23 protein-coding genes are annotated in these 19,637 nt (G+C 41.5%); 10 read left to right on the top strand and 13 right to left on the bottom strand.

Annotated features, from left to right (window positions below):
• Positions 1–16: 16 nt before the first annotated feature.
• The 3 genes from aroQ to cutA form a co-directional block, all read right to left on the bottom strand.
• A complete protein-coding gene (aroQ, locus tag CWB85_RS15945) occupies positions 17–469 on the bottom strand; it encodes a type II 3-dehydroquinate dehydratase (protein WP_138555424.1) in 453 nt (150 codons plus the stop codon).
• Between the two features lie 227 nt (positions 470–696).
• Positions 697–2,538, bottom strand: a complete 1,842-nt coding sequence (locus CWB85_RS15940) for a protein-disulfide reductase DsbD (protein ID WP_016709121.1) — start codon at positions 2,536–2,538, stop codon at positions 697–699.
• Positions 2,538–2,858 (bottom strand): divalent-cation tolerance protein CutA, encoded by a 321-nt coding sequence (gene cutA / locus CWB85_RS15935; protein WP_138555423.1) that lies wholly within the window; start codon positions 2,856–2,858, stop codon positions 2,538–2,540. The genes CWB85_RS15940 and cutA overlap by 1 nt, the downstream gene beginning before the upstream one ends.
• Positions 2,859–3,020: 162 nt before the next feature.
• Here cutA and CWB85_RS15930 point away from each other — a divergent pair, with 162 nt between their 5' ends.
• The 4 genes from CWB85_RS15930 (at position 3,021) to rnk (ending at position 6,221) form a co-directional block, all read left to right on the top strand.
• Positions 3,021–3,497 (top strand): FxsA family protein, encoded by a 477-nt coding sequence (locus CWB85_RS15930; RefSeq protein WP_138555422.1) that lies wholly within the window; start codon positions 3,021–3,023, stop codon positions 3,495–3,497.
• A gap of 152 nt (positions 3,498–3,649) precedes the next feature.
• The gene (locus tag CWB85_RS15925) at positions 3,650–3,937 is read left to right on the top strand and encodes a co-chaperone GroES (RefSeq protein WP_016709118.1); all 288 of its coding nucleotides are present in this window, start codon (positions 3,650–3,652) and stop codon (positions 3,935–3,937) included.
• A gap of 47 nt (positions 3,938–3,984) precedes the next feature.
• Entirely contained in the window at positions 3,985–5,631 is a 1,647-nt protein-coding gene (gene groL / locus CWB85_RS15920; protein WP_016709117.1) for a chaperonin GroEL, read from the top strand.
• Positions 5,632–5,807: 176 nt separating this feature from the next.
• On the top strand, positions 5,808–6,221 hold the full coding sequence (gene rnk, locus CWB85_RS15915; protein WP_016709116.1) for a nucleoside diphosphate kinase regulator: 414 nt from the start codon (positions 5,808–5,810) through the stop codon (positions 6,219–6,221).
• Positions 6,222–6,318: 97 nt separating this feature from the next.
• On the opposite strand, the gene CWB85_RS15910 is transcribed toward rnk, so the two are convergent.
• Positions 6,319–7,800: an NAD(P)H-hydrate dehydratase gene (locus CWB85_RS15910; RefSeq protein ID WP_138555421.1), complete on the bottom strand. Its 1,482-nt coding sequence runs from the start codon at positions 7,798–7,800 to the stop codon at positions 6,319–6,321.
• A gap of 187 nt (positions 7,801–7,987) precedes the next feature.
• On the opposite strand from CWB85_RS15910, the gene CWB85_RS15905 reads away from it, so the two are divergent.
• Both CWB85_RS15905 and CWB85_RS22500 read left to right on the top strand, forming a co-directional pair.
• Complete coding sequence (locus tag CWB85_RS15905) at positions 7,988–8,395, top strand: VOC family protein (RefSeq protein WP_138555420.1); 408 nt, start codon at positions 7,988–7,990, stop codon at positions 8,393–8,395.
• Between the two features lie 34 nt (positions 8,396–8,429).
• Positions 8,430–8,597: a hypothetical protein gene (locus CWB85_RS22500; RefSeq protein ID WP_016709113.1), complete on the top strand. Its 168-nt coding sequence runs from the start codon at positions 8,430–8,432 to the stop codon at positions 8,595–8,597.
• A gap of 21 nt (positions 8,598–8,618) precedes the next feature.
• Here the strand turns inward: CWB85_RS22500 and speD are convergent, their stop codons facing one another.
• The 8 genes from speD to CWB85_RS15865 all read right to left on the bottom strand — a co-directional run bounded on the left by speD (position 8,619) and on the right by CWB85_RS15865 (position 16,476).
• Positions 8,619–9,431 carry an adenosylmethionine decarboxylase gene (gene speD / locus CWB85_RS15900; protein WP_016709112.1) on the bottom strand — a complete coding sequence of 271 codons (813 nt, stop codon included), beginning with the start codon at positions 9,429–9,431 and terminating at the stop codon, positions 8,619–8,621.
• Between the two features lie 88 nt (positions 9,432–9,519).
• The gene (locus CWB85_RS15895) at positions 9,520–9,933 is read right to left on the bottom strand and encodes an OsmC family protein (RefSeq protein ID WP_138555419.1); all 414 of its coding nucleotides are present in this window, start codon (positions 9,931–9,933) and stop codon (positions 9,520–9,522) included.
• A gap of 74 nt (positions 9,934–10,007) precedes the next feature.
• Positions 10,008–10,355, bottom strand: coding sequence for a DUF3802 family protein (locus CWB85_RS15890; RefSeq protein WP_016709110.1), 348 nt, complete (start codon positions 10,353–10,355; stop codon positions 10,008–10,010).
• 146 nt (positions 10,356–10,501) lie between these two features.
• Positions 10,502–11,971 carry a succinylglutamate-semialdehyde dehydrogenase gene (gene astD, locus CWB85_RS15885; RefSeq protein ID WP_138555418.1) on the bottom strand — a complete coding sequence of 490 codons (1,470 nt, stop codon included), beginning with the start codon at positions 11,969–11,971 and terminating at the stop codon, positions 10,502–10,504.
• A gap of 15 nt (positions 11,972–11,986) precedes the next feature.
• Positions 11,987–13,003, bottom strand: coding sequence for an arginine N-succinyltransferase (gene astA / locus CWB85_RS15880; protein WP_138555417.1), 1,017 nt, complete (start codon positions 13,001–13,003; stop codon positions 11,987–11,989).
• Positions 13,004–13,088: 85 nt separating this feature from the next.
• A complete protein-coding gene (locus tag CWB85_RS15875; RefSeq protein ID WP_016709107.1) occupies positions 13,089–14,294 on the bottom strand; it encodes an aspartate aminotransferase family protein in 1,206 nt (401 codons plus the stop codon).
• Between the two features lie 383 nt (positions 14,295–14,677).
• Positions 14,678–15,838 (bottom strand): HDOD domain-containing protein, encoded by a 1,161-nt coding sequence (locus CWB85_RS15870; RefSeq protein WP_138555416.1) that lies wholly within the window; start codon positions 15,836–15,838, stop codon positions 14,678–14,680.
• Positions 15,839–15,894: 56 nt separating this feature from the next.
• Positions 15,895–16,476: an anthranilate synthase component II gene (locus CWB85_RS15865; RefSeq protein ID WP_138555415.1), complete on the bottom strand. Its 582-nt coding sequence runs from the start codon at positions 16,474–16,476 to the stop codon at positions 15,895–15,897.
• A gap of 411 nt (positions 16,477–16,887) precedes the next feature.
• On the opposite strand from CWB85_RS15865, the gene CWB85_RS15860 reads away from it, so the two are divergent.
• From CWB85_RS15860 to CWB85_RS15850, 3 genes are read left to right on the top strand one after another with little or no spacing between them, the layout of a single operon-like run.
• A complete protein-coding gene (locus tag CWB85_RS15860) occupies positions 16,888–17,184 on the top strand; it encodes a hypothetical protein (protein ID WP_016709104.1) in 297 nt (98 codons plus the stop codon).
• Positions 17,185–17,218: 34 nt separating this feature from the next.
• Positions 17,219–18,115, top strand: a complete 897-nt coding sequence (locus tag CWB85_RS15855) for a TraB/GumN family protein (RefSeq protein WP_016709103.1) — start codon at positions 17,219–17,221, stop codon at positions 18,113–18,115.
• Positions 18,115–18,336, top strand: a complete 222-nt coding sequence (locus tag CWB85_RS15850) for a hypothetical protein (RefSeq protein WP_138555414.1) — start codon at positions 18,115–18,117, stop codon at positions 18,334–18,336. The genes CWB85_RS15855 and CWB85_RS15850 overlap by 1 nt, the downstream gene beginning before the upstream one ends.
• 83 nt (positions 18,337–18,419) lie before the next feature.
• Here CWB85_RS15850 and CWB85_RS15845 read toward each other — a convergent pair whose 3' ends face one another.
• Positions 18,420–18,824, bottom strand: a complete 405-nt coding sequence (locus CWB85_RS15845) for an acyl-CoA thioesterase (protein ID WP_016709101.1) — start codon at positions 18,822–18,824, stop codon at positions 18,420–18,422.
• 22 nt (positions 18,825–18,846) lie between these two features.
• Here CWB85_RS15845 and CWB85_RS15840 point away from each other — a divergent pair, with 22 nt between their 5' ends.
• Positions 18,847–19,551, top strand: a complete 705-nt coding sequence (locus CWB85_RS15840; RefSeq protein WP_016709100.1) for a 2OG-Fe(II) oxygenase — start codon at positions 18,847–18,849, stop codon at positions 19,549–19,551.
• Positions 19,552–19,637: the final 86 nt, after the last annotated feature.

The raw sequence follows: 19,637 nt of genomic DNA, 5'->3' as shown, positions 1-19,637 counted from the left end.
GTTTGTTAGTTTAAAATTAAATTGCGTTTTGCAATCGATTTACCGCCGCTTCAAGTGCTGCGCGATAACCCATTGCACCTAATCCACATATCACGCCCTGCGCCACATCAGAAAAATATGAATGATGACGAAACGCTTCCCGTGCGTGCACATTAGTTAAATGCACTTCATAAAACGGGATATCAACCGCCAGTAATGCATCACGTAAAGCCACGCTTGTATGCGTAAATGCCGCTGGGTTGATAATAATGTAATCAATAGCCTGCCAAGCGCTGTGTATACGCTCAATTAAAGCTTGCTCACTATTACTTTGAAAATGCGTTAATTCCACATCTAGACCATCAGCAAGCTCTGTTAGTTCGCTCATAATCTCACTAAGTGTGTGTGAACCGTATTTTTCTGGTTCACGCTTACCTAGCATGTTTAAGTTAGGGCCATTTATAACTAAAAGTTTAAATTTTGCAGCCATAATACGCGATAATCCTATAAATAATGAGTTAAGCCATTTTGATTAGAAACCCCCTTAAAATGTAAGGGGAGAAAACTAAAATAGCAACTATTTCTCACGTTAACCACCTATTATAGTCAGTTCGATGTAAATAGCAGCAAAATACTGGTCTAATCACTAGAAGTGACCACACAAACAAAAACGCCACTCATGTAAAGTGGCGTTTAAAACAGCTGTGTAAAAAATGTTTATTTAGCGCTATTTTTTACATCAACTAAATGCTCAGCAAAGTCCTTCGCGTTTAAAAAGCCCGTCACACGCTGCGCGGCAAGCTCTTCACCTTTTGTATCAAAAAACAAAATGCTTGGTAAACCGAATACAGTAAACTCTTCCATTACTGCAATTGTCGTGTCGTCACTTTCGGTCAAATCTATTTTTAGCAGTTCAAAATTTGCAAACTCCCCCTGCACTTTAGTGTCAGGAAAGGTGTATTTTTCGAATTCTTTACACGCAACACACCAATCTGCATACAAATCAACCATCACAAGGCGACCATCACTGCTTGCATCCTCTATTGCTTGTTGCAGCTCAGCTAAGTCAGCAACTAATTTAAAGCCATGTTCCTTTTGCTCGCTATTTGCGGTACTAGCAACTAGTGTTGTTGGCCATAGATAGTTTTTCGTTAAGTTAGCCCCAGTAATTACTAGTAACGTAGCGGCAAACCACAATGCTGTTTTTAGCTTGCCTTGGCTTTGGCTACTTTGCCAATGATGTAAATACAACGCAGTAGCCAGCGCCAATAAACCCGCCATCAATAATATGATGTCAAAATCAACAATACGTTCAAGTAATATAAGTGGTACAACTAGCATGATAAAACCGAATAGGGTTTTAACTTGCTCCATCCAACCACCTGCTTTTGGTAATAATTTACCGCCAGATGTACCAAGTAGTAACAAGGGTATGCCCATACCTAAACTCAATACATATAAAGTTAAGCCGCCGACGAGGTAATCACCACTTTGTGCGACAAATAATAATGCTGCGGATAACGGCGCAGTAGTGCAAGGTGACGCGATTAAGCCAGACAACACGCCCATCAAGAATACACCAATATAATTGCCGCCTTTTTGATTGTTACTCACTTGAGTTAATTTGTTCATCATGCTGCTTGGTAGTTTTATTTCATACCAACCAAACATCGACATAGCCAACAAAACAAATAACAAACTAAAGCTGATCAGTACATAAGGGTGTTGCAAGTAACCTTGCACTTGGCCACCCAAAGAAGCAACAACCAAACCTAATGCGGCATACGTGACTGCCATCCCTTGGATATATACAAACGATAGTGCAAAAGCCTTTTTAGTCGAGAGGTTTTGTTGACCTGCAATTAGGCTAGACAAAATAGGAAACATTGGAAATACGCACGGCGTAAAAGCAAGCCCTATCCCCACTAAAAAGAAAATAGCTAAATTAGCAAGCAGGCCTTGTGAAGCCAGTTTTTCGGTAAAGTTTAACTCTTTTTCAGGCACGTTATTTAATGCAGTGTCATTCGTTACTAAAGCTGGCGACTCTGCATTAAGTGCCGCCAATGCATTACTTGCAGTTGCCGTGTCTGCTGCCTGTTCAGATGTCGCTAGTTCACCAGCAATCACACTTAATGGGATGGTGATGATTTCAGGCGGGTAGCAAAGGCCTGCCTCCGCACAACCTTGATAACGAACTTTAACTACACCACCGCTCGCTACATTACTCAGTTTACTGACTACACTTAAGGAGTCAAAAAACACCTCTGTTTTGCCAAAAAACTCGTCTTCAATAACCACCCCTTTACCAAGCTCAGGAACTGTAATATCAGCCCCTTTTCCAATGATCTCTAACTTCTTTTTGTAAAGGTAATAACCTGGAGCAATATCCCAACCAATAAAGAGGGTGCTACCTTGTTGGTCAAAATCAAATGTAAACGCTTGGTCAACGGGTAAAAAAGTTTGCTCAGCGGGCTGCAATAAATCGCTCAATAAGTTTTTATTAGCAGCTTGTGTAGGAAACAACAAAAACGCACACAGCAAGAAAAGAAAACAACGCATTAATTAAGTACCTCATCCATCCAATTAAAGTAGGCTAAATTGCCCGTGGCCACGTCAATGACCTGTATTTCCGGAACGTCGTAACTATGTAACTGTTTAATAGTTTGGAACACTTCATTCATTTTTTCAGATTTCGTTTTTATTATTAATTTACTTTCGGTTGCATAGCTTACGTCTCCTTGCCACATATAAACAGACTCTATATTAGGAAGAATGTTTACACAGGCTGCGAGTTTCATTTTAACTAGCTGCTCAGCCATCGAACGTGCTTCACTTACATTTGCACAAGTTGTAAAAATAACTCGAAAATGCGTCGTCATATTGAACCTTTAGTTGATTGCTCTGCCCAACCCCATAGTAGCTGATAGCCAAAGCAAAGTGTAGTTAGCCAGAGTGGCTTTCTCACTAAGCTTGAAAATAGACCGAGTCACCCATATTAATATTTCATCACGACTTTACGTGAGCACAATTTAGAGAGCCTTATGTTTAGATTTTTATTTTTGTTATTTATTCTCGTGCCGATTGTTGAAATCGCTCTATTGATCCAAGTGGCCGATGTGATCGGCGGCTTTGCCACTATTGCTTTAGTGGTTATCACTGCAATATTAGGTGCCAAATTAGTAAGACAGCAAGGCATGGGCGCACTGCAAAATGTGCAAACCCAAATGGCCCAAGGGCAAATGCCAGCCAAAGAATTATTTACTGGATTATGTGTGATCATCGCCGGTGTTTTATTATTAACCCCAGGTATTATGACCGACGTATTTGGCTTTTTGTTATTAACTCCAGCCATTCGCAATAAATTAGCTACCGGCCTTGCCAGCCAAGCAACTGTGCGTATGAGTGCCGGTATGCAACACGGGCCATCCTCTTTTAGTCAACACAGTTATTCAGAATCAGAACCTCGTAAAATGAGTGAGCCAACCACCATTGACGGTGAGTATGAGAGAAAAGATTAAAAAATTTTACTTTTTTTCTCTTGGGTTTTTCTGCAACACCCCCATTACTGAGTACAACTAATCCTAGGCTATTAAACAAAACGATTTAATAGCTTTGGTACACACAAAACTTTTTTCTGTCCTGTTCAGAAACTGTTAGGAGAACTAAACAAATGAACATTCGTCCTTTACATGATCGCGTAATCGTTAAGCGTCTAGAAGAAGAAACCAAGTCTGCTGGCGGTATTGTATTAACTGGCTCTGCTGCTGAGAAATCAACACGCGGAGAAGTTGTCGCTGTTGGTAATGGCCGTACTCTAGATAACGGTGATGTGAGAGCATTAGAAGTTAAAGTCGGTGACACTGTGTTATTCGGCTCGTATGTTGAAAAAGCTGAAAAGATCGAAGGTCAAGAGTACCTGATCATGCGTGAAGACAACATTTTAGGCATTGTAGGCTAAACCTACTTTTCGTTTAACAAACATTTAAGAATTTAGAGGAAACAATCATGGCAGCAAAAGAAGTACTTTTTGCAGGTGACGCACGCGCTAAAATGCTAGCTGGCGTAAACATCTTAGCAAATGCAGTTCGCGTAACGTTAGGCCCTAAAGGTCGTAACGTAGTATTAGACAAATCATTTGGCGCTCCAGTGATCACTAAAGATGGTGTATCTGTAGCAAAAGAAATCGAACTTGAAGACAAGTTTGAAAACATGGGCGCGCAAATGGTAAAAGAAGTTGCATCTAAAGCAAATGATGCAGCGGGTGACGGTACAACTACTGCCACTGTTTTAGCACAATCTATCGTTAACGAAGGCTTAAAAGCGGTTGCGGCGGGCATGAACCCAATGGACCTTAAGCGCGGTATCGATAAAGCAATCATCGCAGCAGTTGCTGAACTTAAAGAACTTTCTGTTCCATGTGCTGATGCAAAAGCAATCGCACAAGTAGGTACTATTTCAGCTAACTCTGACAAAGAAATTGGCGACATCATTGCAGAAGCAATGGAAAAAGTAGGCCGTAACAGCGGTGTGATCACTGTTGAAGAAGGTCAATCACTTGAGAACGAACTTGATGTTGTAGAAGGCATGCAGTTTGACCGTGGTTACCTATCGCCATATTTCATCAACAACGCAGAAAAAGGCGCTGTTGAATTAGACAACCCATTCATTCTACTTGTAGACAAAAAAGTATCTAACATTCGTGAGTTACTACCTACATTAGAAGCCGTTGCTAAAGCAAGCAAGCCACTATTGATCATCGCTGAAGACCTTGAAGGCGAAGCACTAGCAACGCTAGTTGTTAACAACATGCGCGGTATCGTTAAAGTATCAGCAGTTAAAGCGCCTGGTTTTGGCGACCGTCGTAAAGCAATGCTACAAGATATCGCAGTATTAACTGGTGGTACGGTTATCTCTGAAGAAATTGGCCTTGAACTTGAAAAAGCAACGGTAGAAGACTTAGGTACTGCTAAACGCGTTGTGATCACTAAAGATGATACAACGATCATCGACGGTGCTGGCGAAGAAGACGGCATTAATGGTCGTGTTGCACAAATCAAAGCACAAATCGAAGAAGCAACGTCTGACTACGATAAAGAGAAACTACAAGAGCGCATGGCGAAACTTGCCGGCGGTGTTGCAGTGATCAAAGTAGGTGCTGCTACTGAAATCGAAATGAAAGAGAAAAAAGACCGCGTTGAAGATGCATTACATGCAACTCGCGCAGCGGTTGAAGAAGGCGTAGTACCGGGTGGTGGTGTTGCACTAGTACGTGCTGCTAGCAAGCTAGCTGCATTAACTGGCGACAACGAAGACCAAAGCCACGGTATTAAAGTAGCACTACGTGCGATGGAAGCACCACTTCGTCAAATCGTCACTAACGCAGGTGACGAAGCGTCTGTTGTTATTAACGCAGTTAAAGGCGGCACAGGTAACTACGGTTACAACGCAGCAACTGGCGAATACAACGACATGATTGAAATGGGTATCCTAGATCCAACTAAAGTAACGCGCTCTGCACTACAGTTTGCGGGCTCGATTGCAGGTCTTATGATCACCACAGAAGCCATGGTAGCTGAAATCCCAAAAGATGAAGCTGGCGCTCCTGATATGGGTGGCATGGGCGGTATGGGTGGCATGGGCGGCATGATGTGATCATCCCCCGAACCATCTAGCTCAAATAAAAACCCAGCTTAGGCTGGGTTTTTAGCTTTAAGGGCAACGATAAAGTAATAAATAAAATAATCCCAGATATGCCGTGTTTACAAGCTGTAAGGCACTTCACAACTTAGGGGTAATTTTATTTATCAGACACAATTAAGGACATTACAATGAATAAAAGGCCTGAACTGATCATCTCATCACTTGATGCAGATAGATTGTATGATTTAATGGAATCATTGCCAGCAGGCAGCTTCGCTGGTGAAAAAGAGCTTGAAGCTGAACTTGGTCGTGCGACCATTGTCGAGCCAAAAGACATGCCTTCGACTGTGGTAACTATGAATTCAACTGTGAACTTTATCGTTGAATCAAGCCAAGAAGAGTTTACTAAGACCTTAGTGTATCCAAAAAATGCAGATGCCAATGCTGATAAGATATCAATTTTAGCCCCTGTTGGCAGCGCCTTACTTGGCCTATCTCAAGGTGATGAAATTGAATGGCCCAAGCCTGGCGGCGGGGTTATAACAGTAAAAATAAAAGAAGTAACCTATCAACCAGAGCGAGTTGGTGAGTTACACCGCTAATACCAGTTAGCAGTATTGAAAACCCTGTGAAAGCTGGGTAAAGCTTTCAGTTTTTAGCTGTCAGCTATCAGAAACTGACGGCTGACGGCTGACGGCTTTAGTTTACCAACTCTCTGACTATCGCAAACAGGTCGCTTGGTAGCAAACCTCGTTCGCCGTCGCGCTGTGCGGCTACGTCTCCAGCTTTTGCATGCAAGGTCACACCAAAACACGCAGCGTGCTCAGTTGTTAACCCTTGTGCGATAAGGCCAGCAATAATCCCAGTGAGTACATCACCGCTGCCGCCTACGGCTAACGCGGGGTTGCCATCAGTGCATACCCACGTTTTAATGCCATCAGCGATAATGCTGCCCCCCCCTTTGAGTACACAGGTCGTTGAGTATGTTTCAGCCAATTTGCGTGCACTTTGATAACGCTCTGACTCTATATCACTAATGGTGCAACCAAGTAGCCGTGCAGCTTCGCCTGAGTGCGGTGTGAATACCGTGTTTTTCAGTACAATAGGCGCGGATTGCTGAGCAATAAGGTTTAACGCATCGGCGTCGACAACCATTGCTTTATTGTGAGCAACACAGTGCTCAATAACCGTTCCAAAGGTGGATTGAGACCATGTATCTTGGCCGAGCCCTGGGCCAATCGCTATACACGTTGCCCAGTCTAATGCTGCGTCAAGATCGATTGTCGTCACCATCAGCTCAGGGCGGCCAATACTCACAGCAAGGACTGACTCAGGATGAGTGTATACTTTTACCATACCTGCCCCACTGCGCAGCGCGGCCTCACTTGTTAAGCGTATAGCCCCTGCCGTACCTTTATTGCCACCTACGCACAGTAATTTACCATGGCTGCCTTTATGGCTATTGTTATTTCTTTTCCCCAAGCCTTGCGATGTTTGATAACTTATCAACTTTGCAGTTGGCGTTGCCAATTGTGTAAATGCATCTGAAATAGATAAATCGTCAAACTCTCCAATACCTGCGCAGGCACGCCCCGCGCCCGTAACAAGCCCTTGCTTAATACCAACAAAAGTGACTGTAACATCAGCCTCAATTGCCACTCCCAGTACAGCTCCTGTGTCTGCGTTAATACCTGACGGCAAATCAATTGCTACAATTGGCGCAGCGCTGTTATTAGCTGCTTCAATCAGCTCAACAAAAGGAGCACGTACATCACTGTTTATTCCTGTGCCTAACAAGCCATCAATAATGACATCCGCGTTATCTATAATTTGCTGATGAAATGCCGTTATGTCACCACCAGCTGCTAACCATGCTTTTTGCGCTGTAAGCGCATCACCTGTTAATGGTTTATCTGGTACGGCCGCAATTACTGTTACTTGTTTTGCGGCCTGTTTAGCGAGGCTTGCAACGATATAGCCGTCACCTGCATTATTACCCACCCCAACCAACACCACATAATTTTGAGCTTGCGGAAAATGCTTAATTGTCTGATCAAACACCGCTTTACCAGCTCGCTCCATCAGCGTATACATAGCTACGCCAGATTGCGCTGCGGCGGCGGGCTCGTGAGTTCGCACTTGCTCGGCACAAAACACTCGTTGAGATAAATTAGCTAACATATTGATCCTTTAGGTGGGCTTTTAACCAGCATATAAGTGGTGAGAATAGCAGTCAAATAATTACCAAAACCCAAGCTTTTTGCATAATTCTTATGGTACACGACCTAATACAGCCTTTTGTCCTCTGATGAATTGTATTGTTCTGGTAAAACACCTAGACACAGTTATTAATTCGTAAGGTAGGTCAATGTCTAATATAAAACAACACATAGGAAGTATCGCGTTAGTCGTTGAAAGTTATAATGACGCCATTGCTTTTTACACTCAAAAACTGGGGTTTGATTTAATTGAAGATACCGACCTTGGTAATGGCAAACGCTGGGTATTAATCGCACCTCCTAATTCCAATGGCACCAACTTACTACTCGCACAAGCAAGTGCGCCACAGCAGTTAGAGGCTGTAGGCAATCAAACTGGCGGTCGCATGTTTTTATTTTTACACACCAATGATTTTTGGCGTGATTATAAAGTGATGCAAAAAAATGGCATTCGATTCAATGAACAACCCCGTAAAGAAGCCTACGGCACCGTGGTGGTATTTGAAGATTTATACGGCAATAAATGGGATTTGTTACAGTTGAAACGAACTCGATAAGAGGTTATTTGTCGCGATAAATCACGACCTACCTGTGATAGCCACAATCACTGAAGGTAATGGTTTTTCAGGCTTCGTTATGTTCAACCCAAGCTACGATAATAAAATTAATACTGCGTTACTCGTAAGCTTTACTCACACTAACTATCGCAATAACCCACATACAAAAACGGCGCGTAATTTTCATTACACGCCGTTTTAAGAATCAACTAATTCTGCTAGTTTATTCTGTATCTGGTAAGTTACGACCGTAGAAGATCTCTTGCATCTCGCGGGTTAACTTAGAGCGAATTTCTTCTTCTTCCTCTTCAGATAAATCGCTGGTAGTGACACCGAATAAATACGTATTTAGATCGGTCTCTTTTAGCATCATCTTAGTGTGGAATAAGTTTTCTTGATACACATTCACGTCCATCATCTGGTACGCTTCTTTGGTATCTTCGGTCATGTAGTTTTGAATTGAGTTAATCGCATGATCAATATAATGCTTAACACCATCTACATCACGGGTAAAACCACGTACGCGGTAGTCAATTGTCACTACATCAGAGTCTAAACTGTGGATTAAGAAGTTCAATGCTTTTAATGGCGAAATAATACCACAGGTTGATACTTCGATATCAGCACGGAAAGTACAAATACCATCATCGGGATGCGCTTCAGGGTAAGTGTGCACACAAATGTGGCTCTTATCTAAGTGAGCAACCACAGTTTCTGGCAATGGGCCTGGCGCTTCATCTACATCATAGGTCTGCTGTTGTTCAATTGGCTCTTCTGAAATCAGAATTGTTACACTAGCACCTTGTGGATCATAATCTTGACGCGAAACATTTAAAATATTCGCACCAATAATATCCACTACTTCACCTAAAATATCGGTTAGTCGATCAGCACTGTACTGTTCGTCGATATATTCAATATATTCTTTACGTTGTTGCTCTGTCTTTGCATAGCAAATATCGTAAATACTAAAGCTTAAACTTTTGGTTAAGTTATTAAAGCCATGAAGTTTAATTTTATCGAAGGGTTTGTTCATGATAAACCAACCTATAAACAAGTGAAATCTGCCAGAGCAGAATGAAAAGTTCGCGGATTTTATACGAATTTCACCGCAGGAAAAAGCGTTATTTTCCCTGTTCTTGTATAACTTCGTGTGTGTGAGTAATTTCTACTGTTTTATCAAGCATTAATGCTACTGAACAATACTTCTCAGCTGACAGTTGCACGGCGCGCGCAAGGTGTTTTTCAGAAACATTATCACCTGTCACAACAAAGTGTAAATTAATTTTAGTAAACACTCGAGGAGCAGATTCAGCACGTTCAGCGCTTAGTTGTACTTGTACGTCAGAAAAATTTTGTTTGGCTTTTTTTAAAATGCTTACTACATCAACCGATGAGCAACAACCAACAGACATTAACACCATTTCCATTGGGCTTGGTGCGGCGCTATCGCTACCAGCATCAAACACCACATTGTGCCCAGAATTAGAAAGACCAAGGAAGGTATCGCCTTCGACCCATTTTACATTCGCTTGCATTTTATGACTCTCAAAAAAATTAGTTACTTGATTGTAAGGAAGTCACACACAGTTGCAAATTAAAAACGATGTATTCAAGCGCTTTCTGCGACAGCGCTATCAAAGAGGTTTTTTACCAGGGCGGCAAATTCATCAATAAAGGCGTGCTGTTCAATGGTCACTTGATTACTGGTAACACTACTTAACACTTCTTGTAAATCGTATACGATACCATCCACCTCACGCACAATTTGACTACGTTGTTCGGTGGTCAGTTCTGTATGCTGCTGACATAACAACATGACATTTTCAGCAATGTCATCCTCTATCAGTTCCATAATAGTGGGGGAGCCTGGTTTAATTTCGCCGGGTTTCTCAAATAATGCTAAATTTTGAGTAAGATACATGATCAGATCATCATACCCTTGCCTATCTAAAACCATAATTAAAACACCCACTGTAAAATTATCACGACTGTAATGATTTAAGCAGAAAGCGCTTTTAATTGCTACCTTTGACCCTTAACCAATACAAAAAAAGCAGCCTAGGCTGCTTTTTTAGTTATTTATTACTATTTAACAAAACTCGATTAATCAATTTTTAAACCTGGGCTTAATGTTGCTGGCATGGCTACTTTATCAAGCTCTACAGAAGCAACTGGGTATGCACAGTAATCGGCAGCATAGTACGCGCTTGCACGATGATTACCCGAGGCACCAATACCACCAAATGGCGCAGCGCTTGATGCTCCTGTGATTGGACGATTCCAGTTAACTATACCGGCACGAATACGACGTAAAAAGTGATCGTAATCGGCTGCGTTATCACTCAATAAACCTGCTGATAAACCAAAGCTGGTGTCGTTGGCTTTATCAATTGCGCTGTCAAAATCACTAAAGCGGAATACTTTTAATAGTGGCCCAAAGTGCTCTTCATCTGGGAAGTTAGCAACATCAGTGCATTCAATAATGCCCGGTGTAACAAAACCGGTATTCTCTGTGTGTTTAAGCTCAACTAACACCTGCGCGCCAAGCTCAACAAGTTGCAGCTGAGCTTTTACCATGCCCGCGGCGGCTGCTGATGAAATCATCGACCCCATAAATGGTTGCTCTGCATCATCGTAGTTACCCACTTTAATCGCTTTAGTGGCAGTAACTAAACCGGCTAAAATTGCATCGCCCTGCTCACCTGCTGGTAAAAACAATTTACGTGCACACGTACAACGCTGGCCACTAGAGATAAACGCTGATTGAATAATATCGTGAATAGCTGCTTTAGTATCTGCCACATCAGTAATGATTAACGGGTTATTACCGCCCATTTCTAGTGCTAATATTTTACCCGGTTGACCGGCAAACTGTTCATGTAAAATATGCCCTGTGCGTGATGAACCAGTAAAGAATAAACCATCGATACCTTTATGAGCTGCAAGTGCTTTACCTGTTACCACTTCACCTTGCACTAGGTTAATTACGCCAGCTGGTAAACCCGCTTTTTCCCATAGTTTAAGGGTTAATTCGGCAACCGCAGGCGTCAGCTCTGATGGTTTAAATACCACGGTATTACCCGCTAATAGCGCAGGCACGATATGACCGTTAGGTAAGTGGCCAGGGAAGTTATATGGACCAAATACAGCCACTACCCCATGTGGCTTGTGGCGGATCATAGCGCGCCCTTGTGGCATTGGGTTTTCAACATCACCAGTGCGCTCTAAAAAAGCCTTTTCTGAAATGGCAATTTTACCCACCATGGCACCGGCTTCAGTGCGAGTTTCCCATAATGGCTTACCCGTTTCTTGGGCAATCGCTACAGCGAGCTCTTCGCTGTGCTCTTTTAGGGTCTCAGCAAAGGTTTTTACTATCGCTAGGCGCTCTGCAAAGGATTTGTCTGCCCAGCTATAAAATGCTGTACGTGCAGAACTTACAGCCGTATCAACTTGTTCGCTGGTCGCTGAGTTTGCTTGCCAAATGATCTGATTATTAGCAGGGTTTACTGAATTAAATGCATCGCCTTGGCCCTGAACCCATTGACCATTAATAAATTGTGCAGGATGAGTCATGTACTTTCTCCTAAATTAAATGCGTGTTGCTGTAACGATATCGCCAGCTTGTAAATGAAGTGCTTCAGCCATTGCTTGAGGTAGAGTTAACTCTGCGCTTGATTCAACAAAATTTAGTTGTGCAACGGTTGCTCTAAAGTCATTGAGCTTTTCATTTGCAAGCATCACCGCGGTTTCACCGCTGTTGTTACCGATCTTAACGGTAAAGTTTTTCGCATTACGAATAGTGGCAATATTATCGACTTTTGCTTCAACCGTTGGACCTGCGTCAAAAATGTCTACATAGCCATTAAACGTAAAACCTTCGCTTTTTAGCAGCTCAATCGCAGGGCGGGTATTATCGTGTACTTTGCCGATCACCGCTTGCGCCTCTTTACTTAGTAAGTTGACGTAAATTGGGTACTTTGGCATTAGTTCAGCAATAAATACTTTTTGGCCAATACCTGTTAAGTAATCAGCGGTTGGAAAGTCCATCGAGAAGAAGTGCTCTTCTAACCACTGCCAAAATGGGCTGTTGCCTTGCTCGTTCGAAACGCCGCGCATTTCAGCAATAACGGTGTCGGCAAAACGTTCTTGATGCTGTTTAATAAACATAAAACGTGCTTTTGAAAGCAGCTTACCGTTATTATTTTTACGGTAACCATCTTTTAAAAACAGCGTACAAAGCTCTGTGGCACCGGTGTAGTCATTACACAAGGTGAGAATATCAACGGCTTTATAAACATTCAGTGTACGAGATGAATGAATGGCTTTACTAAGGTGGTAATGATAAAACGCGTCATCAAGGCCAACAGCCGCTTCAATGGCTGAGGTACCCACTACTTCACCTGTTTCGCTATCTTCAAGAACAAACAAGTAACCTTCATCACCCGGGTGAGATGCACTTTTTGCGAATGAGCTTATTGAATGATCTATTTTCTTTTGCAATAACGCTTCGTTATTCGGTAAAGATGTAAAACCATGCCCTGATTCATGGGCAATTTTCAATAAAGCTGGGTAATCACATTGCTGGATTGGGCGAAGGATCATCATGAGTCCGCTTGCTCCCTTATAAATAACGGTAAATTAAGAATAGTCGGGCAAGCTTGCTGCTTGCCCTTAGTATGAGAGGTGTTGATTAACCGTTCACAACCTTGGCTACAGCTTTCTCAAAGCGTGCCATGCCTTCGCGGATATCCGCTTCTGGTATTACAAGTGAAGGAGTGAAACGAACAACATCTGCACCTGCGACTAAAGACATTACACCTTCAGCAATACCAGCCACTAAAAACTCTTTAGCTCGGCCTTTAAATTGCTCAGTTACTACCGCACCAATTAATAAACCTTGACCACGAATCTCTGAGAATACCTGATGCTTATCATTAATCTCAGACAGTAACTCATTGAATAATTGTGCTTTAGCTTTAACGCCAGCTAATACTTCTGGTGTATTTACGGTATCAAATGCTGCTTCACCAACAGCACATGCCAGTGGGTTACCGCCATAAGTAGAACCATGTGTACCGACTTTAAGGTGCTTAGCAATTTCCGTAGTTGTGATCATCGCACCAATTGGGAAACCGCCACCAAGTGCTTTAGCTGTGGTTAAAATATCAGGAGTTACTCCTAAACCTTGGTATGCGTAAAGCTCACCAGTACGACCCACACCCGTTTGTACTTCATCAAAAATAAGTAATGCATTATGCTTAGTACATAATTCACGTACACCTTTTGCAAATTCGTCAGTCGCAGAGATAATACCGCCCTCACCTTGCAATGGCTCCATCATAACGGCACAAGTATTATCAGAAATAAGTGCTTCAAAAGCAGCCAAATCGTTATAATCACAATGCACAATATCACCAGGTTTTGGGCCAAAACCATCAGAATAAGCCGCTTGGCCACCGACCGTTACAGTAAAGAATGTACGACCATGGAAACCTTTGTTGAAAGCAATGATTTGCGATTTCTGCTCACCAAAGTTTTCCAGTGCAACACGGCGCGCTAATTTTAGTGCACCTTCATTTGCTTCTGCGCCCGAGTTGGCAAAATAAACTTTTTCCGCAAATGTCGCATCTACTAGCTTTTTAGCTAAACGCAGTGCAGGTTCATTGGTCATAACATTTGACACATGCCAGATTTTCTCGCCTTGCTCTTTTAACGCTTTAACCAAGGCTGGATGACAGTGACCTAGACAGTTAACAGCGATACCACCTGCAAAATCGATATATTCTCGATCTTGCTGATCCCATACACGAGACCCTTCACCACGAACAGGAATTACACTTGAAGGTGCGTAGTTAGGAACCATTACTTGATCAAATAATTCGCGATTGACTGTCATTTTATATCCTCTTAATTGTTATCTCACAGAGAGTGTGAAAAGTTGGCTTGGTGATGGCCTGTAGTACCATCTCCTTTGGTGCAAATCAGCATAGCTTAAATTGCCAAAAAATACTCTCTGGTTCAATTTTCAGACGGCCATTATTTCAGAGTTTTTAGTTGTTGTCTCTTAGAAAACTTTCATGCAGCCCTTGTTATTAAAGGGATTGAGATATTATTTCAGAGATAGTGAATAACTATCTGAATAATAAATTATAGGGTTGTTTATTTGATAAGGCTGTCCCACTACCGACTCAGCAGCGCTTTGACAAATAAAATATGATTAAGGGCCTGTATTAATGATGAATGAATAGTCGTAAAAAAATTAACAAAAAATTTATGAAACTAGTCAATTTTGATATGAAAGTGCCGTAAATTGGTTTTTTCGAGCTGCATTTGTTCCTGTTTTGATAAGCCTACATAATCAAACCAGAGTGATTTTTCATCACTTTCTACTAATTGATGAGCAGTTAAACTGACCACTTGGCTATAACATCGAGCTTTGCGTATTAGCGTAGTTAACGGTAATGCTGAATCCCCTTTTGCTACACCATTAACCAATTGCGAGAGCACCGCATTAAATGGCAAATACCGAAACGCCATTTTATCTATCACCTTTGCTGTGACTTTCAATGCGTGCTGGTTAAGCAAGGTACTTAAAAAAAGAGGGTCTGGTTTTAATTCTAATAATGCCGTATGTAAATCTTTATGCTGCTCTTCTCGGGCAAGGGTTACTTTTCGTTGCCAAACACGCTCAAAGGTACGTAAATAAAGCCTTGTCAAAGCTATTTTACCCACATCGAGTAACATCCCTAAAGTAAACGCATGCACTTCATTATTACCACTGTTCTTAGCCAACTCCTGCGCTGCAATTGCACAGGCCATTGAATTATCACGTAAGCGGCGCTTTAATAATGGAAATGGTTCAGTGCTGTGTGGCATCCAATGGCGCACAGCAAAAGTAGGTACCACAAACTGCAAGTTATCTAAGCCAATATAGCGCAATGCTAAAGATGGGTTATCAACCTTAACTGAGGTATGTTTATTACGTTGCGCGCGATAATAGGGCAAGTTCACAAAAGTGACTAACTCTCGCCCTAACCAGGTTAAATCTTTAACTAACGGCTCAAGACGTCCTACCGATGCAGACTTTACCGCCAATATATCCAAAATTGCCGGAACATTATCTTCAATGCCAATTGTTTCATGTAATACAGTGTCTATATCCGCTAATTGCTTGTTCATCGCGGTATCAATCACTTGATGAAGTTGTTGGCTGGCTTGAGCGCGGTATTTATGATGGGCAGTACTCGATTGTTGACGTATTTTCTGCGCTGCGACTTCAACTTCCAGTAAAGTACGTTGTTCCATTGCTTCGCCGTAGTCAATTTCTAAGGTGTGAATATAACCAATTTGACGCTGCGCAAAACTATGCCCAAGTAACAAGTCATGGGCTCGTTGTTCTAATGCTTTTACAATCCTTTGTTGGCGTACTTCATCTGTCATTCATTATTATCTTTATGTAAAAGTTAAAGGAGCTATTACAGCTATTAACGTTAAGCCTAGAACCGAGTTAAAAAGTTAGCAAGTAATTCAAGCCCACGCTCAGTTAAAATTGCCTCTGGATGAAACTGTACCCCTTCTAATGCTAAGCCATTATGAACTAAGCCCATTATTTCATCCAACTGACCACTTTCTGTTTCAGTCCATGCAGTAAGCTGCAATTCGTCAGGCAAACTATTTTTATCAACAACTAATGAGTGATACCGGCAGACCGTTAGTGGGTTTGGTAAACCTGTAAATACCCCTTGATTCGTATGATAAACTGGCGAGGTTTTACCGTGCATCACTTGCTTAGCTTTAACAATATTTGCACCTAAAGCTTGTGCAATCGTTTGATGACCTAAGCAAATACCTAAGATTGGAAACCTGCCTTTTAGTTGCGCTACAACATCTAAAGAGATACCAGCCTCGTTGGGCGTACATGGCCCGGGGGATATGACAATATGTTGAGGATTTAACTGCGCTATTTGACTAACCGTGATCTCATTATTGCGTTTTACTAACACCTCTTGGTCTAAGCGCTGAAAGTATTGCACTAAGTTATAGGTAAACGAATCGTAATTGTCGATCATTAACAACATCTGGTTAGTAGCTCATTGATAGTTAAAGGTTGCAAGGCAAGATAGTTCTGGGCGCATTCTAACTTAATAGCGCACAACTTGCAGTTAAATGTCGACTGAAAACGCTGCAGCCAATGTCTAACGTTTTTTACAGCAGCTCAAATCGACCCTCAAACATACTCCGACAGGGCAAAACCTTAAAAATAAAACCTTATAATAGAAATAAGGTTTTAAACTAAGCGTTTGATTTTCAATTGATTATAAAAATTAAACCTTATGATTAAATTGCTCATACCTAGATAAGCGACTTTCTTACTACTGCCCTCTAATATTGACTCATCGCTACAGCCTAGCGAACAAAACGGTAAATATTACATTACACATCCGCATAAGTATGGATGACAAACAAGACTAAATATGAAGGAATAAATCATGAAACCATTAACTAAAGCTGTAACAAAAACTCTATTAGTAAGCACGGTGATAGCCACTTTATTTAGCGCAAATGCCATGGCTGAAGAGGTAGATAATACGAAGGTGTCAGCCGCTCCTAGTGTGTCGCAAGTACAGGACGTGGCCGCGGTCGATTACAGTTTTAGTCAAGACTTTAACACTTCATTTGAAAAACAATTAAATAAGATTGACGCTGCAATCACCTCACAAATAGACGAATCGATCAAAATGGTGAACGAACAAGTTTCAGCACAATTAGCAAAATTATTTAACTAATTTGATATTCAAAATAATAAAAAAGGAATGAGGCATGATCAATTTTAGTAAAAACTTAATCAGTAAAAGTTTACTTATCGGCTGCTCATTATTGAGCTTATCTGTCGCAGCACAAACTTCGGTATGGCAAGTCAGTAAAGGGGACGACAAAGTGTATATTGGCGGCACCCTGCATATTTTACCTAGCAATCAAATGCCGCTGCCTGCTGAGTTTGAATTTGCCTATAAACAAAGCGACACGGTCATTCTAGAAGCTAAAATGCCCGACCCAGCTGATAGCCAAGCGCAAATGACGATGCTGCAAACTCTTTCTTATAAAAATGGTGAAACCTTAAGTGAAAAACTTTCGCCAGAAGTTAAAGCACAACTAGAAACAAAATTGGCACAATTTGGCGTTAGCTTAAACGAGCTAAACAGCTTTAGGCCCTTTATGGTGAGTGTTATTCTGATGTCAATGGAGCTGCAAAAACAACAACTCATTGGTGATGGTGTTGATGCTTATTTTGCCAACCGAGCAAGCAGTGACCAGAAAACACAACAATACCTTGAAACTCTGGAATTTCAGTTACAGCTTTTTAAAGAAATGGGAGAAAATAGCGAAGACAAATTTATTCAATCTAATTTAACTCAACTTGATGATTATGCTGAGCTATTTGATGGGATGATGAAAGCATGGCGCAGTGGTGATACTGAAAGCCTGAATGAGTTAGTAATATTACCTATGCGTAAAGAAGACCCAGCAACTTTTGATAAACTATTAAAAGCGCGCAATCACAATTGGTTACCTCAAGTTAAAGCCATGTTTGGTAATAATCAACAAGAATTAGTGTTAGTTGGCGCCGCTCATTTAGCTGGTGAACACAACCTACTCGCCTTATTAGCAGAAGAAGGCTATAGCATTACTCAACTTGACATTGCAGGTGAACAATAATGGAAAAAACAGACAAGCAAGCAATTAGTTTATTAATTATATTTGCGCTATTGATGTTAGCCAGTGTGACGATGCCAAGTAAAGCTGCAAATAACCCAATAAGCAATGAGCAAGGCGTTTTTAAACTTGCGGTTAAACCAGCAAGAGAAGCCACCCACATATTTCCCATTGCACAGCAATGTTTGATTAGCAGTGATATTCACATGCATTTATCACAATAATAGCTATTAACGTAATGTATGCGCTGTAGCCCTAGTCTTACAGCGCAAACATTTCAAATAGGAATGAACTCTTTTTAACTCTTTCAAGTTGGGCTTTGACTATCTAAATGCGTTTGTAAGGCCTCCTTCTCTTGTGTTGATAAAGGAGTAGCACTTTTAGCCGAAAAATCATACCGAACCATGACCGTTTTGCCTATCGCACAACATCGCTCTTGCTGAAAAGCTTCTTGGCGTATTACAAAAGAGCTCGAGCCAATATGCTCAATGCTCGACTTTACTTGCACATCATGACCATAAAATAACTCAGCTAAAAAGCTTACTTCTACCTTGGCAATGATCAACTTCCAGTCATAAGGATTCAAATCCGGGGTAAAAAATCTAAAAATAGGCGCTCGTGCAGCTTCAAACCATACTGGGAGTACGGTATTGTTAATATGACCTAGTACATCGGTTTCGCTAAAGCGCGGTGTAATTTTTTCTATAAACATAATAATTCCAAAAAGGCAGCTCATGACGGACTTTATTCGCGTTTACGATAACGCCCTAAGCAAAGAATTTTGCGATAATTTTATCACTGAGTTTGAACAAAGCCCGCATCTAAAACAAGGCATTACCTCTGGCGGTGTCGATCTAGCAAAAAAAGATAGTCACGACCTCTACTTAAGCTCTTACCCTGAGTATGCAGAGCAATTAAAACATATTCAACAAACCACCGCGGGCTATATTTTTAAATACTTAGAAGAACATATTTTTATGATGATAGGTGCATTTGGTTTAAAGGTATATCACCCAAAAACAGGTGTTCCAACAGATTTAACCCAAGCAAACTTTGATGAGATAGGTAAGCCGCAACTCCCCTTATTAGTGCAACAAATTTTTAGACTTGGTAATATTCAAGCACAAAAATACCAAGTAAATAAAGGTGGCTATCCGTATTGGCATAGTGAGGTGTACCCGCAAGCAGGTCACAATGATGCACTACATCGCGTGCTGCTGTTTATGTTTTATTTAAATGACGTTGAAGAAGGTGGAGAAACCGAGTTTTACTACCAGCAGCGTAAAATTGCTCCAAAGCAAGGCACTATGGTTGTCGCTCCAGGTTACTTCACTCATACCCACCGTGGAAATAAACCCGTTTCAAACGATAAATATATTTTAACTTCGTGGGTGCTATTTAACCGCGCAGAGCAAATATATGGTCAACCACAAAGCTAAGCGCTAAGCGGTAAGCGCTAAGCGGTAAGCGCTAAGCGCTAAGCGGTAAGCGGTAAGCGCTAAGCGGTAAGCGGTAAGCGGTAAGC

It is taken from the genome of Pseudoalteromonas sp. S1727 (genome assembly GCF_005886375.1).
Lineage (GTDB): Bacteria > Pseudomonadota > Gammaproteobacteria > Enterobacterales > Alteromonadaceae > Pseudoalteromonas > Pseudoalteromonas haloplanktis.
The sequence above is the reverse complement of the archived record's forward strand: the minus strand, read 5'-3'. Positions and strand labels throughout refer to the sequence as shown.